16 protein-coding genes are annotated in these 15,120 nt (G+C 56.3%); 11 read left to right on the plus strand and 5 right to left on the minus strand.

Going from position 1 to position 15,120, the window contains the following annotated elements:
- Positions 1 to 39: 39 nt before the first annotated feature.
- Positions 40 to 432 carry a response regulator gene (locus tag F1529_RS11970; protein WP_007148876.1) on the minus strand — a complete coding sequence of 131 codons (393 nt, stop codon included), beginning with the start codon at positions 430 to 432 and terminating at the stop codon, positions 40 to 42.
- Between the two features lie 110 nt (positions 433 to 542).
- Positions 543 to 854 (minus strand): hypothetical protein, encoded by a 312-nt coding sequence (locus F1529_RS11975; protein WP_155135020.1) that lies wholly within the window; start codon positions 852 to 854, stop codon positions 543 to 545.
- A 31-nt stretch (positions 855 to 885) separates the two neighbouring features.
- On the opposite strand from F1529_RS11975, the gene F1529_RS11980 reads away from it, so the two are divergent.
- Entirely contained in the window at positions 886 to 1,905 is a 1,020-nt protein-coding gene (locus F1529_RS11980; RefSeq protein ID WP_007148680.1) for an AraC family transcriptional regulator, read from the plus strand.
- 47 nt (positions 1,906 to 1,952) lie between these two features.
- Complete coding sequence (gene purU / locus F1529_RS11985; RefSeq protein WP_007149965.1) at positions 1,953 to 2,825, plus strand: formyltetrahydrofolate deformylase; 873 nt, start codon at positions 1,953 to 1,955, stop codon at positions 2,823 to 2,825.
- Positions 2,826 to 2,906: 81 nt separating this feature from the next.
- Here purU and F1529_RS11990 read toward each other — a convergent pair whose 3' ends face one another.
- Positions 2,907 to 3,563, minus strand: a complete 657-nt coding sequence (locus F1529_RS11990; protein ID WP_196220399.1) for an outer membrane protein — start codon at positions 3,561 to 3,563, stop codon at positions 2,907 to 2,909.
- Between the two features lie 60 nt (positions 3,564 to 3,623).
- Between F1529_RS11990 and rlmM the strand changes: the two genes are divergently transcribed.
- Positions 3,624 to 4,685 (plus strand): 23S rRNA (cytidine(2498)-2'-O)-methyltransferase RlmM, encoded by a 1,062-nt coding sequence (rlmM, locus tag F1529_RS11995; protein ID WP_155135026.1) that lies wholly within the window; start codon positions 3,624 to 3,626, stop codon positions 4,683 to 4,685.
- The gene (locus F1529_RS12000; protein WP_370457013.1) at positions 4,658 to 5,950 is read left to right on the plus strand and encodes an MFS transporter; all 1,293 of its coding nucleotides are present in this window, start codon (positions 4,658 to 4,660) and stop codon (positions 5,948 to 5,950) included. Before rlmM ends, F1529_RS12000 begins: the two co-directional genes overlap by 28 nt.
- On the opposite strand, the gene gspN is transcribed toward F1529_RS12000, so the two are convergent.
- Positions 5,917 to 6,654: a type II secretion system protein N gene (gene gspN / locus F1529_RS12005; RefSeq protein WP_155135029.1), complete on the minus strand. Its 738-nt coding sequence runs from the start codon at positions 6,652 to 6,654 to the stop codon at positions 5,917 to 5,919. The genes F1529_RS12000 and gspN overlap by 34 nt on opposite strands.
- 136 nt (positions 6,655 to 6,790) lie before the next feature.
- Here gspN and F1529_RS12010 point away from each other — a divergent pair, with 136 nt between their 5' ends.
- From F1529_RS12010 to tusA, 6 genes are all read left to right on the plus strand, one after another.
- Positions 6,791 to 6,967 (plus strand): hypothetical protein, encoded by a 177-nt coding sequence (locus tag F1529_RS12010; RefSeq protein WP_155135032.1) that lies wholly within the window; start codon positions 6,791 to 6,793, stop codon positions 6,965 to 6,967.
- Between the two features lie 277 nt (positions 6,968 to 7,244).
- On the plus strand, positions 7,245 to 8,273 hold the full coding sequence (locus tag F1529_RS12015; RefSeq protein WP_155135035.1) for an AraC family transcriptional regulator: 1,029 nt from the start codon (positions 7,245 to 7,247) through the stop codon (positions 8,271 to 8,273).
- 333 nt (positions 8,274 to 8,606) lie between these two features.
- A complete protein-coding gene (locus tag F1529_RS12020) occupies positions 8,607 to 10,463 on the plus strand; it encodes a choice-of-anchor D domain-containing protein (protein WP_230457779.1) in 1,857 nt (618 codons plus the stop codon).
- Between the two features lie 164 nt (positions 10,464 to 10,627).
- Positions 10,628 to 11,758: a DUF6801 domain-containing protein gene (locus F1529_RS12025; RefSeq protein WP_155135038.1), complete on the plus strand. Its 1,131-nt coding sequence runs from the start codon at positions 10,628 to 10,630 to the stop codon at positions 11,756 to 11,758.
- A gap of 49 nt (positions 11,759 to 11,807) precedes the next feature.
- Positions 11,808 to 13,028 carry a lipase family protein gene (locus tag F1529_RS12030; protein WP_230457780.1) on the plus strand — a complete coding sequence of 407 codons (1,221 nt, stop codon included), beginning with the start codon at positions 11,808 to 11,810 and terminating at the stop codon, positions 13,026 to 13,028.
- Positions 13,029 to 13,127: 99 nt separating this feature from the next.
- Positions 13,128 to 13,358 (plus strand): sulfurtransferase TusA, encoded by a 231-nt coding sequence (tusA, locus tag F1529_RS12035; RefSeq protein ID WP_155135041.1) that lies wholly within the window; start codon positions 13,128 to 13,130, stop codon positions 13,356 to 13,358.
- 152 nt (positions 13,359 to 13,510) lie between these two features.
- Here tusA and F1529_RS12040 read toward each other — a convergent pair whose 3' ends face one another.
- Positions 13,511 to 14,200, minus strand: a complete 690-nt coding sequence (locus tag F1529_RS12040) for a hypothetical protein (protein WP_007148318.1) — start codon at positions 14,198 to 14,200, stop codon at positions 13,511 to 13,513.
- A gap of 371 nt (positions 14,201 to 14,571) precedes the next feature.
- On the opposite strand from F1529_RS12040, the gene F1529_RS12045 reads away from it, so the two are divergent.
- Positions 14,572 to 15,114, plus strand: a complete 543-nt coding sequence (locus F1529_RS12045; protein ID WP_155135044.1) for a gamma-glutamylcyclotransferase family protein — start codon at positions 14,572 to 14,574, stop codon at positions 15,112 to 15,114.
- The last annotated feature ends 6 nt before the right edge of the window (positions 15,115 to 15,120 follow it).

Here is a 15,120-nt window from a genome sequence, read left to right on the forward strand (position 1 = left end):
GGGCAGGCTCAGGCTTCTTGTTTGTTGCGCCAGGCATTGTCAGCCAGCGGCGGGGGAGGCAGGGGCGCTGTTGTGGTGGGTAACAAGCCTGCTGTTCAGCCAGGTGCGCAATTCACTGGGGCGTAAGGGTTTGGGCATCAGGGTGTCGCCGCCGGCATCCAGACACTGCTGGAAGCAGGCTTCACTGCTGTTGCCGGAAATAAACAGGATGGGGATATGGGCATTTCCATTACGCACGTCCCGGGCCACGGTGAAACCATCCAGAATGGGCAGTTCCACGTCCAGGATCAGCAGGTCGATGTCCCGTTGATGGTATAGACGCAGTGCGGCCTCACCGTCTGCGGCCAGCACATACTGGTGGCCGAGCTCTTCGATGATGCGGCAGATGATCAGGCTGACAGCCTTGTTGTCTTCAACGACGAGAACATTCATTAGTGATTTTTATCGTAGACAGCGCGGGATAACAAGGGTGAAATCTGTGTGAAGGGCGGTTTTTCACGCCAGAATCACCTTGCAACGGTTTTGCAGCGGTAGACAGTATGTTAATTCCGGCCAGTTTCTTTATGATTGACGCTCCCGGGCTCTTTGAAAACAGCAGGCCGGCAAACAATAAACGTGCCGATGACAATGCTGACGGGCGCGGTTTCGCTTAATGGTAATGCCTGGAGTTTCTGAATAACGCCACGCAGGCTCAGGCTTTCAGGCGTGCTCACATCAAAACGCGGTTTTGGCGGTGTTTGTATGCCTCCCAGGACCTTGCAAAACGGGTGTGTGCCAGGCTGAAAGCCAGCGAGTGTGAGGTCTGAAGGATAACGCTCCTTCCGGGCCTGCTGAAGATACACGGTGTTATCCAAAGGTTCCCCTAAGGTGTGAGGGTGGAGGTCGATGTACCATCGCAGAACGATCAATATTAATCGGGTGGTGAAGCTGTTGCAGGGCGCGGCTCGCTCCGGTGCCAGCATTCCCGAGATTCTGGACAAGTGTAATATTCCCCGGCAAATGCTGGATGATCCGGATGGAACCATCGAGCGGGATACCTTCATCCGGATGATGCTGCTGATCATGACTCAGACTCAGGATGAGTTCCTGGGGTTTGGGCAGGGCCGCAAATCGAAGCCCGGCACCTTTTCCATGATGGCCCATGCAGTGATCAACTGCCCGAACCTAGGCTCTGCCGTGGAACGGGGCATCCGCTTTTATGACCTGTTCGAGTTGAGCCTGCAGTCCCGGATCGAGCGCGATGGTGAGGTGGCCAGGCTCGTTGTGGTCGCTGATCCGCGGCTGGACTTCCGTGAAGTGATTATCGAAGCGTCCCTGTTTATCTGGCTGCGCTTCATGAGCTGGCTGGTGGGCAAGGCCATCGAGCCTCAGCAGGTTAAACTGGATTACTCGGATGTGCGCAATGATGAGGAGCATCGCTTTCTGTTCGATTGCCCCATCGAGTATATGTCCGATCAGAATGCGGTGACGTTCCGGGCGGACTTCCTGGATTTGCCGCTGGTGCAGAACGAGCTGTCTTTGTCCAAGTTCCTGAAGGAGTCGCTGGCCCAGCTATTCGACGGCAACATTCATAATGTGGGGCTGCCGGCACAGATTCGCGCGATCATTTCCAACGAATACGGCAACAGCTTCCCGGATTTCACGGAAATCTGCGGCAAATTGAACATGACCCCGCAGACCCTGCGGCGTCGGCTCAAGGAAGCCAACACCAGCTACCAGGAGATCAAGGATGCCATCCGCAAGGATGCGTCGGTGTATTATCTCTCCAAGCCGGATCTGAGCATCGACGAAATCGCGTTGCTGATGGGCTTTAGTGAAGCCAGCTCGTTCCACCGGGCCTTCAAAAAGTGGACCGGGAAAACGCCGTCCAATTTCCGTCGAGAGCATTTTGGCGTCAATCTGTAACAGGTTCGCCATGCTTGCTCTCACTAACGATTAGCCCTGAGACGTCCATGACAGTTAATGATGCCGACACGGCACGCCTGCTGGTGACCTGCCCGGATAAGCCGGGAATTATCAGCGCGGTGAGTACCTTCCTGTACAACCACGGCGCCAACATTACCGATTTCGATCAGCACTCCAGCGACGCCCATGGCGGCACCTTCTTCCTGCGCCTGGAGTTCCAGACACCAGAACTGGATTGCTCCCGGGAAGCGCTGCGCAATAACTTTGCCAGCCGGGTGGCTGAACCCTATGGCATGCAGTGGCAAATCAGTTACGCCAGTGAGAAAAAACGCATGGCGGTGTTGGTGTCACGGCACGATCATGTGCTGATGGATCTGCTCTGGCGTACCTCCCGGGGCGATCTGCCTGCCACCATTCCCATGGTGATCAGTAATCATGATGATTTGCGCGATGAAGTGGAGCGCTTCGGCATCGAGTACCATCATATTCCGGTCAATGCAGACAATAAGGCCGAGGCGGAAGCCGAGACCCTGGCCAAACTCGACGGCAAGGTGGATGTGGTGGTGCTGGCCCGTTACATGCAGATCCTCAGTTCGAATTTTGTTTCCCATTACCCGCATCGAGTGATCAATATTCATCACTCCTTCCTGCCGGCCTTTGTGGGGGCGAACCCTTATCAGCAGGCTCACGACAAGGGCGTAAAGCTGATCGGTGCCACCAGCCACTACGTGACGGAAGATCTGGATCAGGGGCCGATTATCGAGCAGAACGTGCAGCGAGTGAGCCACCGTCATTCAGCGGCGGAATTGCGCTCATTGGGGCAGGATGTGGAGCGGCAGGTGATGTTGCGTGCGGTGCGCTGGCACCTGGAAGACCGGGTGATCGTGGATGGCAACAAAACCGTGGTGTTTGTGAAGTAACGCGGCCAGGCGGCACGCTACACGCATCACGCTAAGAGAATCCCATCGCGTGCAAGCGTGAAGCATGCTGCGTGTTGCGGCTTAATTGCTATAACGCAGGCCAATGCCCATGGTGCCGTAGCTTTCAGACTCAAGCTGGGTCTGCTGGTAATCCACGGTCAGGGAAAGATTGTCGAGCAGGGGCACGGCAAGGCCGGCACCCAGATAGGGAGCAATGCCGCTCTGGCTGTCGCTAACGGGGGCGTCATTTACCGTGTTGACAGTGTTGCCGCTACCGTCCAGCAATATTCTGTCCTGACGATTCTCTTGCTTGAAATTGTAAATGTAGCCGCCGCCTCGGAGGTAGAACCAGTAAGGCGATTGCCACAGCGCCCCGACCGTAAAACCGCCCAGATCCAGAGAGTTTTCTTCCTGTACCCGGACGGAGCTTGCCCCGGCGTTTTGCTCGGAAACACTGGGTGCGCGGGTAAACTGGCTGTCATTGGAGATTTCGCTTTGGCTGACGAAACCGCCTTCCAGCCCGAAACGGCTGTTTTTTCCCAGCGTTACACTGTTTAGCCACATACCTATCTTAATATTCAGCCCGTCCGCCGTATCGAATCCGTACGGGTCCATATCGGCCCGGAGCATCTGGGCTTCAGCGTAGAAATCCACATCCGGTGGGGCCAATTCTTCGTCAGCGTGAGCGAGGGGAATCAAGGCACAGAGGCCCAGAGTCAGCGGCAGTGTTATTTTCATTATTGATCCAGCCGTTGTGATAAGGACAATGGGCCACATTGTAACCAGCGCGAGACCTTCATGCACAGTGACTTGTTGAATTCCCAGTCCGAGACCCTGCTGGCCCTGTGCCGGCCGGGTTTTGAAACGGACCTGGCCGCCGAACTGAATTTCCATGCGGCAGACCAGATGGTGGCGGGTTACCCCCGCGCCACCGCCAACAGCGGGTACGTGCTGTGGCACAGCCAGCAGGGGTCGCTGGCCAGCCTGCAGGATAGCGGGCTGATCTTTGCGCGCACCTTGAGCGTGTGTGTGGGCGAGTTTTCGGATATCGGGGATGACCGTATTACCGCGCTGTGGCCTCTGCTGGAGCAGGCCGGGCCGTTTTCCGAGCTCTATCTGGAGCACCCGGATACCAATGAAGGCCGGGAATTACAGCGTTTCCTGCGGGGATTCCGCAAGGCACTGGAACCCCGCTTGAAAAAAGCCGGTTTGCTGCGAGCAAAGGCAAAACAACGGGTTCACCTTTTCTTCAGTGACTCCCACAACGGCTGGGTCAGCACCAGCCCCAGCGCCATACCACTGGTGGAAGGCGGCGTGCTGCGCTTGCGATTACCTGCAGAGGCGCCCAGCCGCTCTGCGTTGAAAGTGGAAGAAGCCCTGATTCGCTTCTTCGGCAGTGCCGATGCACTGAACGCCAGGACGGCGGTGGATCTGGGCGCCGCTCCGGGCGGCTGGAGCTGGCAGCTGGCACGGCGGGGGATTCGTGTTCAGGCGGTGGACCACGGCAAGATGGATCCGCGCCTGCTGGATGAATACCCGGTGCAGCATGTGTCCGGAGATGCGTTCACCTGGCGCCCGCGCAGCAAGGTGGATCTGGTGGTATGCGATGTGGTGGACAAGCCCGCCCGTACCCTGCAGCAAATGGAAAAGTGGCTCACGCAAGGCTGGGCCAATGCTGCCCTGTTTAATCTGAAATTGCCGATGAAACGTCGTTTCCAGGAAACCTGGCAGCTGCTGGAAAAGCTCACCACGGCCATGGAGCGCATGGAGCATTTGGGTGAACCAGTGATCAAAGCCGCCCATCTGTATTACGACCGGGAAGAAATCACCGTGTGGGCCAGCTTCCACCGGGATTACTGACGGTGAGTACCGGGCGCGGCCGGGCCGCCCCTTTGTTTGCCACCCTGGGCATGTTGTATTTCGCTCAGGGTCTGCCCGCAGGGTTACTGGGAAAATCCATGCCGGCGCTGGCCCGTGATGCAGGGCTGTCGCCGGAATGGATTGGCCTGCTGGCTTTGCCTGCCTTGCCGTGGGCGCTGAAGTTTATCTGGGCGCCCTGGGTCGATCGCTGGGGAAGCGGCCGCCCCAATCACCGAAAACGCTGGATCCTGGTCTGCCTGACCGGAGTGATGAGCGTACTGACAGCGGCCGCCATGCTGCCTCAGGCCTGGTTGTTCGGCGCAGGGTTCGCCGTCCTGATCGTGATGCTGTTTCTGCTCAACCTGTTCAGTGCCACCCAGGACATTGCCACCGATGGTCTGGCCGCCCGGCTACTGACGCCGAGGTTGCGTGGCCTGGGTAACAGCGTTCAGGTCAGTGGTTACAAGGTTGGCATGATTCTGGGTAGCGGCGCCTTGTTGATTCTGGTCGGCTGGCTGGGCTGGCAAGCTACGCTGTTTACCGTTATTGCGATGTTGCTGTTGGTGGCGCTCACTGCCTGGCGATTTGATGAGCCTCTTGAACCGGTGCGCCCACGCAAACCGGTGACCCTGCGGTGGTGGCTACGCCAGTTGGCCCTGTTTTGGCGGCGGCCAGGATTGGTTGTCTGGCTGGTGATCCTGCTTGGCTACAAAGTGGGGGATGGTTTTGGCACCCGCATGATCAAACCATTCCTGGTCGATAGTCACTGGACCCTGGCAGAAATCGGCACTCTGGACCTGGTGGCTTCATTGGTCGGGCTGGCGGGTGCCGGGTTGGCGGGGCTGATAATGATGCGGTTAAGTCGTCGTGTGGCGCTGTTCGGGTTTGCCGGCTTGCAGGCGCTGTCGTTTATTGGCTGGTGGTGGGTGGCAAGCTGGGGGGCAGACACCCCGCCGCCGGAGGTATGGATCTGGGCGGTGGCGCTGTTCGAACAATTGGCGGACGGCCTGTCTACGGTGGCGCTGTTTGTGGTGATGATGGATTACTGCCGCGCCGGTCATGAAGGCAGTGACTATACGGTGCAAGCGTCCGTGCAACTGTTCGCGGTAGGGGCGTTCACGCTGGCCAGCGGTTTCAGTGTGGCCTGGCTGGGCTACGCGTCGCATTTCCTGCTGGCGGCCGCACTCAGTGCAGCCGTGATCGGCCTGGCGACGTTCTGGACGCCCCCGGCTCAGCCGGAATGGGCCGATACCGGCAGGTCCTGACGGGTGCTGAAGACCACATCGGTGGCGTTGCCGCCTTCACTCATTTCCAGGAGGGCGGGCAGGGCGCGGAACACCTCCAGTGTCAGGGTTTTGCCTGTCAGGTTGGCATGGGCCAGCGATTGTTGATCCGGTCCGGTAACGGTGAGTACGGGGACGCCTTTTTCCATCTCCAGTTTTCCATCAATGGCCGGTACCTGACGGTCCATTCCCGGTCCCAGAGTTACGGTGCCACCACTGTAGGCAAGTTTGCCGCTGATGGCGCTGATCTCGGTGCCTGCCAGTGACAGCTGGGGCAGTGAAATATCGAGCTGCCCCTCGGCTTTACCTTGCGGCAAAAAGTCATTGAGCAAGGCGATCGGGATACTGGCTTGCCAATGCTCGAAACGCCAGTCCCCCCAGTCTGCTCCGGCCCACCCGGTGGCATTGACCTGACCGGACTCAAACCCTAATTCCAGCCCGGGGGTCAGGCCGCGCCAGTCCAGGCGCCATGTGATGTCCAGCTGTTGCCCTTCCCATTGCGCTTGCCCCTGTCCATTCCACCAGAGTCCATAGAGTTTGGGAGGCGGGAGCGAAGCATTTTCTGTGGCCGGAGTGGGTAGCAGTGGCGTCATGACGGCCGCTGGCATCAGGGCAACCAGAAAGATTCCGAAGGCAAGCAAAAAAACGAGAATAAGACCGGCCACCGGGTAGCGAAGGGACGTCATCGTTATGGCTCCTTGAATTATTGTTATAAACCCGCTGTTGCGCGAAATACGACCTCTTTGTAATTCGACCTTTTGTCAGTGAGAAAAAAGACTGACTGATGCTCTATTCATTTATCAAGCGTGGCAGGGAGAATCGATGAATATCGCCGCCCTTAAAAGGCAGTCACAAATAAACTTTGAATCAGATCACGTTAATTCTGTCGGCGATGATAAGAAAGATGACAAAGCGGCCGAAGTTTTGTCATTAGCGGTCAACTGCTGGAAAAGCTCTTTTTTTGCATGCATAAAATCAGGGCGAAAAAGACATTGGTGAGTGGCCGAAAATTAAAGTACGCCGTTTGAATGAGGCGCCATCAATAAAATCCATACAGTTAGGTGTGGAGGGCTGATCAATCGGCCCATTAGGCTCATTGAAAATAACAATACGCTATATGGATGCTTGTAACTTTGTCCTGCCTGTTCGTTAAGGAGAGCCGGAAGTCGTGTTTGGCGGGCAGCTTATACTGTAGTAACCACGGGATGGTTTTTTACAGGTCACGGTCCTTTTTCAAACAAGAGAATAAAAAGGGATACGGTCGAGGGATTGATAAATGTTTAAAATCAACAGTATGGCTTACGAAGTTCCGCTGGTTTCCGGACGTTATGCCGAGCGCTTTGTTGAATTCATGGAAGGGCGGGGGATAAGCCGGCAGGCCTTGCTGGAAGGGACCTCCCTAGAAGCCGTTCTGGCACAGCCGCAGGGTGTGTTACTAACCATGAAACAGGTAATTGAACTGATGGGTAATGCCCAGCGTTTTCTCCCGGATGAACAGGCCGGTTTCGAATTTGGGCAACAGCTGGATCTGCAGGGGCATGGTCTGCTTGGATTTGCGTTATTAAAACAGAAAGATTACCGCGAACTGGCCAGCATGGTGGTGCAATACCTGCGTGTCTCCTTGCCGATTCTCGACATGAAAGTCTCTTGCAGTGGTGAAGATCTACGTATTGCACTGCAGGATGTCTGGGAGCTCAACGAGCTGCGTCCCTTTATGGTTCAAGTCTATATGGGCAGCATTTATACGCTGACCTCGCTCATTGGCCGGCGCTTCCATTTCGAGTTTGATTTTTGTACTGCGACAAGTAAGGAGAAATGGAAAAAAATTGCGCCTTCAGCCTTTTTATCCTTTGGTGAGAAGAGTAATCAGGTGGTGGTTCCTCTATCTGGTCGGCCTGCCCGGGATGGTAATAATGAGCTCGCCTATTATCTGGCCAGTGCCCGCTCAAAAGAAGAGGTAATCGACGATGAACACATGGAAGTAGTGGCCAGAGTTCGCCAGCTGGTCATGAAATATCCTGGTCGGGAAGGCTCTCTGGAGCGTGTTGGTGAGCGCCTGGGGATGAGCGCCCGTTCTTTACGACATCATTTGAAAAGTGCAGGGGTGTCGTTTCATCTTATTCGAAGTCAGGTCAGGAAGACGTTTGCCAACCGTTACCTGAAAGACACCAATATGCCTTTGCAGAAAATCGCTGAAGTGCTGGGTTACAGTGATCAAGCCAGTTTTACCAAGGCCTACCGGAGCTGGACAGGTGAAACCCCGGGCGATATGCGCCGTGGTGTTGCACAATCGTCCCAACGTTAATATTCCACAGTGTGATTATCTTTATAACAGCAGCATCAGAAGCCCTGATGCTGCTGTTTTTATTTGTGGTCCGCTGTCTCAGGTTTCATGAGTAAAACATCACAGCTGACTCTTTTAACAAAAAATACGTCACTCACAACAATGCACCTGAATGTGGCTTGCGAATAATGGCATTCATGTGCTCGTGAGCAAATTCACTGTTGCCTGTGAGAAAACTGCTCAGCGTTTTAACGCTGCGGGTACATGGATCGCAGTCAGGCTGCCAAGACGCCATTTATGCGCTGCGATATACGCCTAAAAATATTGAGAATAAATCCAAACGAGGAGTTACTCATGATCCCCCAAAACATGACCTTCGGACCGTTCAAGATGCGGTCACTGGCAGCAGCAGGTTTGCTGGCCGCCAGTGGTGCAGCATCAGCGGTACCGGTTCAATCCGATATGTACTTTCAATGTACATATCCTCTGATTGGTCAGCAGCCGCTGACAGCCGACATTGCAACGGATATGCCTGAAAGCATTGGTGTTGGTGAAGCCACAGGGGCTTTCACCCTGAACATCACTGCTACTGCCGAAGGGAATACCTGGCAGGGCCTGAGCCTTGTTGGCGCTACCACCATCGAAGGGACTGCCGAGGCAGACTCTACCGTGAGTGGTAACTCTCTCAGCTTGCCGTTGACCATTCCTCTCAATATTCCGGTTACCGATATTGCCGGGGTTTCCGGTCCCTTTGATCTGGTCGCCACCGGGGATACGCCATCGCTGACCTTCACTGAAGACAATGTGGGCGTGGTTGATATCTTCGTGGAAGAGAACATGACTCTGGCCATGATTGCCCGCAAGGCTGACGGCTCCTATGTGGACTTCGGTTCTGCCTGGCATGACCCGAACAATCCTGAAGTCTTCCTGGTGGAATGTGCCATGGACCAGGCGCGCATGGATGAAAATGGCGTGACCAATCTGCTGCATTCCTTTGACGTTGAAGCCGGTGTGGCCGAGCAGAATATTGCCGTCAACCCGGAAGAGCTGGACTTTGGTCAGGTGCAAGGTGGTCTGACTGAAAACCTGAGCGTTACGGTTGAAAACTCGGGTGGCGAAACCCTGGGTATCAACGGTATCTCCATCACCGGTGCCGATGCTGGCTCCTTCATGCAGACCAACGACTGTACCACTGTCGCTGCAGGCGAAAGCTGTAGCGTCGATGTGACCTTTATGCCTACCGGCGAAGGCGCTCGCAACGCGGCTCTGGAAATTCAGTCTGATGATCCGGATACCCCGACAGCCTCTGTTGCGCTGATGGGCCAGAGTGTCATGGCTGCTGAAGCTGACATCGCAGTAGATCCTGCGTCCGTCAACTTTGGTTCTGTCACCGTGGGCTCCAGCAAGGACGGCAGCGTCAGCATCCTTAACGAAGGTACTGCTGCCCTGAACATCAACAGCGTGTCTGTTGGTGGTGCCAATGCCAGCGAGTTCATCCAGAGCCACCAGTGTGCAACCATTGCAGCCGGTGATTCCTGTGATGTGGATCTGACCTTTACTCCTGCAGGTGAAGGCTCCAAAGGCGCCACTCTTACTATCCAGTCCAGCGATATGGATGAGCCGAGCGTAGACGTTGCGCTGAGCGGTTCTGGTATCAGCGACGGTGGTGGCGAAGTTGAGGTTCCCTATGCCCTGACTGGCAGCACGCTGATCAAGAAAGCCTACGGCGACGTTGATCTGTCCGGTGCCATTAACGCCATGCTGAACCTGGCTACCGGCGACTTCACTGCGGATCTCTCTCTTGAGCCCACCAGTGGCAGCTTCCGTATCCTGTACGGCTGGAAGCGTGTGACTGCCGAAGCTGACATCGAGTTTGAAACAGTGGGTGAAACCACCGGTAACCTGAATGGCGGTGCGCTGACGGCAGAAACCCAGATGTACATCAAGCTGCCGACCGTGAAGATGTCTATCTTCGGCTGGTCACTGCCGGTTGGTGGTGGCGATGAGTGCCGCACCTCCGAGCCGGTTTCCATCCAGCTCAACACTCCGGAAGGCGAAAGCTTCGATCCGCTGGGAACCGGTGGCAACCTCACCGGTACGTATGACCTGCCGGGTCTGGAGAACTGTGGTGGCCTGACCGATCTGCTGAATGTCTTTATGGCTGGCAGCGGCAACACCATTGACCTGTCCCTGACTCCGAACCTGCCGTAACAGTAATGACAAGGGTGTCTCGCGTAAGCGGGGCGCCCATTACGGATTCGGAACAAGCAACACGCTGTGCCCGGCCGGGCACAGCGTCTTTTCTAGCTCACGAATTGCTGCCTAAGCCAGATGCCTGGGCTTTGTTTTAGGCAGCAATTTATACGGAAATAACTATGACATCTTTATCCCTTAACAGGCTGTACCCCGTATTTCTGGCGGCGGCGATATTGATGATGGCGAGGCAGGTCATGGCCGTCCCGGTTAACGCTTCGCTGGAATACAGCTGTGTTTTCCCGCTGATTGAGGAACAGCCGCTCAGTGTGGAGATCACTGCCGATATGCCAGAAATCATTGCTCCGGGCCAATCCACCGGCGCTTTCCAGATTCAGGCAAACGCGCAGGTCAGCGCCGAATCCTGGAATGGTCTGAGCTTTGTCGGTACCCACGCGCTGGCCGGTAAGGTTGAGGCACAATCTTCCATCAGTGGTCAGGGTGTTGATCTTCCTCTGACCTTGCCAATGACAATCACAGATAAAACCCTGCCTGACGAAATAGGGACTTTTACCGTGGCGGCCTCTGGCGAAACGCCACCGCTGACGTTCACTGAAGCCAATCAGGGTGGGGTGAATATCCGGGTTGGCGACTTGGTCATGTTCCTTCAGCCCAGGGACGGGAATGGCAATCCTACCGGGCTTGGGGATTTCGAAAGCGAATGCACATTGATGCCGGGTCAGGATGACGTACTACACACCTTGACGGTTACTGGCAGCAACAACACCGAACAAGATTTTGAGTTTGCAGGTGAAAGCCTGATCAAGGAGGGCGTTGTGTTACCCCTGGAGGGAATGCTGCAGATCAGCAGTACAGCGGGAGGCTCCAGCCTGAGCGGTGAGCTGCAGCTGGAAGATTCCAGCATCGACGTGAGCATTATCCGTTTTTTCAAAACCCTGAGCCTGGATGCCCGTGTGAGCTTCGACACGGTGGGTGAGCTCGGCGGTACGGTGAGCAACGGCAATATGACTGTGCAGCAAGCGGTCAGCATGACGCTGAATAACCTGCGCCTGAAAGTGTTCGGTTTCCCAATCAGTCAGAGCAATGGTCAAAGCTGTACGACCGGCGAACCGGTTGCCCTGTCTCTGTCCACGCCGGCAGGGGAAAGTTTTGATCCACTCACCGGCGGGCGTTTGACCGGAAAATACACGCTACCCGCGTTTGCCGGCTGCGGGGTGATGACGGAACTGGTAAACCTGTTTCTGGCCGGCCCGGACAATACCCTGAACATCATGATGAGCCCGCAGCCATGAAGCTGACAGGCAAATTCTCCGATACCCGAAAAACCCAGGAAGGCATGGCATGATGATTCATATTGAGCGACGACTTCTCTCCGCTGCAATGGCGGTCAGCTTGTGGGGCCTGGTGATGTTGATGCCGGTTAATCCTGTACATGCCGATGACAGCTTCTACCTGCCACCTGAACCCTTGCCCGCCGGCTTGCCCGGCGATGTTATACGATCCCGACCTTCCCTGGCTGGCCCTCCTGGGGCTAGGGAGCTGGCTGACGCCTGGCAGGTTATGTACATGTCCACCGATGGGCTGGGTAACCCGGCCGTGGTGACGGGTACCGTTTTGGTACCGAAAGGGGAAGACCCGGCAGCGGTACCCATCATCGGTCTGGCTCCGGGAACGGCTGGGCCTGCCTTTCGTTGCGCGCCCTCGAAGATGATCGACAAGGGCGCCTATTACGAGCAGCCGGCCATCAACGACATGCTGGCGCGGGGGTATGCGGTGGCGGTGACGGATTACGTGGGGTACCACCCGAACCCTGCCACCACGTATATCGTTGGCGAATCCATGGGCGCGGCATTGCTTAATGTGGTGCGTGCAGCGCAACGGTTACCCGAGGCTGGCCTGTCTGAGTCCGCCCCGGTCATGTTACGTGGTTACTCCCAGGGCGGCGGTGCTGCCATGTGGGCCGGGGAGATGCTGGGCAGTTATGCCCCGGAATTGAATTTGCGCGGTATTGCAGCAGGTGGAGTGCCTGCCAACCTGGCCCAGGTGGCGCTTCCCTTGAATGGGCAGGACGGGTTTGGGGTCCTGCTTTATGCGTTGCTGGGGCAGGACAATCTTTACCCGGAATTATCCCTGGCGCCATTTCTGAATGCCCAGGGTCAGCAGGCCGTAGCCGACATGGTTAGCGACATGTGCGTACTGGAATTGCTGCAGGATTTTCAGGGTGTCTCCCTGGCCGACGTGACGGATATCAACCCGCTCACCGGTCCGCGCTTGCAGCGCATTGCGGAAAACGAGTTAGGCAGCGCGGGCATTGGCGTGCCGGTTTATCAGTACCATGAGGTGGAGGACGGGCTGGTGGCCTATGGCCAGGCTGTCAGCCTGCGTAATCAATACTGCAATGCGGGGGTGAACCTGACCTGGCAGGCACAGGATACCGAAGGGAGCAGTGGCGTCATTCGCCATATCAATCTGGCCTATCGGGGGAATGAGGGGGTTAACCAGTTTATCGACCAGGTCATGGCGGGGGTTCCTCCGGCATCCAACTGCGCAGCATCGCCCTGATTCCGCTTGCGGGGAAAAAGGGCGCAGGACTTCGGGGCTGCGAAAACGCACATAATCGTTATAATGGCCGCCCGATTTGTTCGCTGCGGAGCCTTCCCCATGGATGCGCAACACCACCTTGATGCCACCGGCCTGCTATGCCCGGAGCCGGTCATGATGCTCCATAACAAGGTACGTGATATGGCCCCAGGAGAATTGCTTGAAGTACGCGCCACCGACCCCTCCACCGAACGGGACATCCCCAAGTTCTGTCTGTTTCTGGGTCATACCCTGGAAGGGCAGGAACAGCGGGGGGAAGTGTATCTGTACTGGATACGTAAAAAGCAATGAACAATGAATAGTTAATAGCTGCGCGAGATAGCGCCTCAGTAAAAAGCGCAAGAGGCCGCGACCAACCTTTGGTCGCGGCCTCATGCGTTGAAGTCCCAACTAGCGCCTCTCCGCGCCGTTATTAATTATTCATTATTAACTATTAATTGCCTTTACCTTTCCGTCGCCAGCATGGCCACCGCCGCCAGCGCTTCCGGGTCTCTCTCCTTTAACTTGTTGGCAATGCCGTGCTGGAAGAAATACCGGAAGGCCGGCAGCGATTGTGCGGTGGTCAGGCATTCTGCGCCGGGCAGAATCGGTGTCTCAACCGGGTCGTTCTCCTGTGCCACCATGGCTGACAGGGTGCCATCGGCAAACAGCTTCCAGCTCACCACTTCCATCAGGCTGATGGTGTGGAAGTTGTCTTCCGAAAAGACCGCATGGGTGCCGATGGTATCCGGGATTTCCTGAATGGCCTGTTCGCCGGGTTGTGGCTTGCCAAAGAACGACAGGGCCGCATCCATTTCCTGCACCTTGTGCTCTGGCGCCTCCACGAACAGGTAATCGCTGCCGGGCAGGCGGTAGCCTTCCCAGCGGCCATTCAGCGGGTCGGCCAGGGCCATGGCGGTGACCGGTTCCTTGAGCCAGGGAACCATGGCCACGGTGTCGCCATTGGCCAGTCTCGCCCAGGCCAGTATCTTCAGTGAGAACAGTTTGTCGGGGTGATGATCGTTGGCATACAACAGCTCAATGCCATCGTATTCCGGGGATAAACGCAAAATGGGGGGCTTGGCCGCTTTGCGGCGTGGAGAGAAGGAAACAACATTGTTTCCGCCAGGGTGTTGCCGGTTCGCCTGAGACATGGGCACCTCCCGGTACGTTTCCTTGGGGGGACGCGAGCACGATCACAGCGGATCGTTCAGCACGGCCCGTTAATTCACGTTAGCCTGTCATGCGATGCCATGCAAGCGGGTGCAGATAACCGGTTTGTGTGGGATAAAACGGGCTCGCCGTGGGGCAAGAGAGCGCCTGTCTGCAGGTGATATTTCCTGACAGCCATGTTCCGCACTTTGCCTAACGCTCGAGGCCGGATGCCTGACGTAAAACCCCATAGGCTGAGAGGCTCTCGATATTGCGGTGCCTCCTTTTGAAGGAGGGCCATTATTCAGGAAATAATGGGTAATGTGTTTTGTGCAGAGAGCATGGCGAAAGGTTTAAGTTTTTCAGGTTTTGAATGAAGGCGTACGTCGTCGGGCATCTGGCGTCCAGCAATAACCAGGAGCGATATGTGGAGTGTGATTATTACTTTGCCTATGGGTCGAACATGAACCCGGCACGAATGGCGGTGCGGGGCATGCGCTATCGGCAATCGTTGCGGGCGCAATTGCCCGGTTGGCAACTGGCATTTAACAAGCGCGCCCATGGCAAAGAAGGGATTGCCTACGCGAACATCGTGAAGGCGGAGCATAGCGGGGCGGAGGTGCAGGGCGTCTTGTACCAGTTATGGGACCACCGGGAAATCGAGCGTATGGATCCGTTCGAGGGCCACCCGGTCCGTTATTGCCGTGAGCGACTGTTGGTGCAGACCGATGAGGGTGAACGGCACACCTGGGTTTATATCGCCAATACCGAGTGGCAAGCCGATGATCTGCGTCCGGAGCGCTGGTACCTGAATCACTTGCTCAGTGGACGTCCCTGGCTCAGTGCCGACTATTACCGGTACTTGCTGGCCACAACCTGTGTGGATGATCCGCCAACCCTCCTGACAGCGCCCTAGCAGGCT

It is taken from the genome of Alcanivorax sp. VBW004 (assembly GCF_009718865.1).
Classification (GTDB): domain Bacteria; phylum Pseudomonadota; class Gammaproteobacteria; order Pseudomonadales; family Alcanivoracaceae; genus Alcanivorax.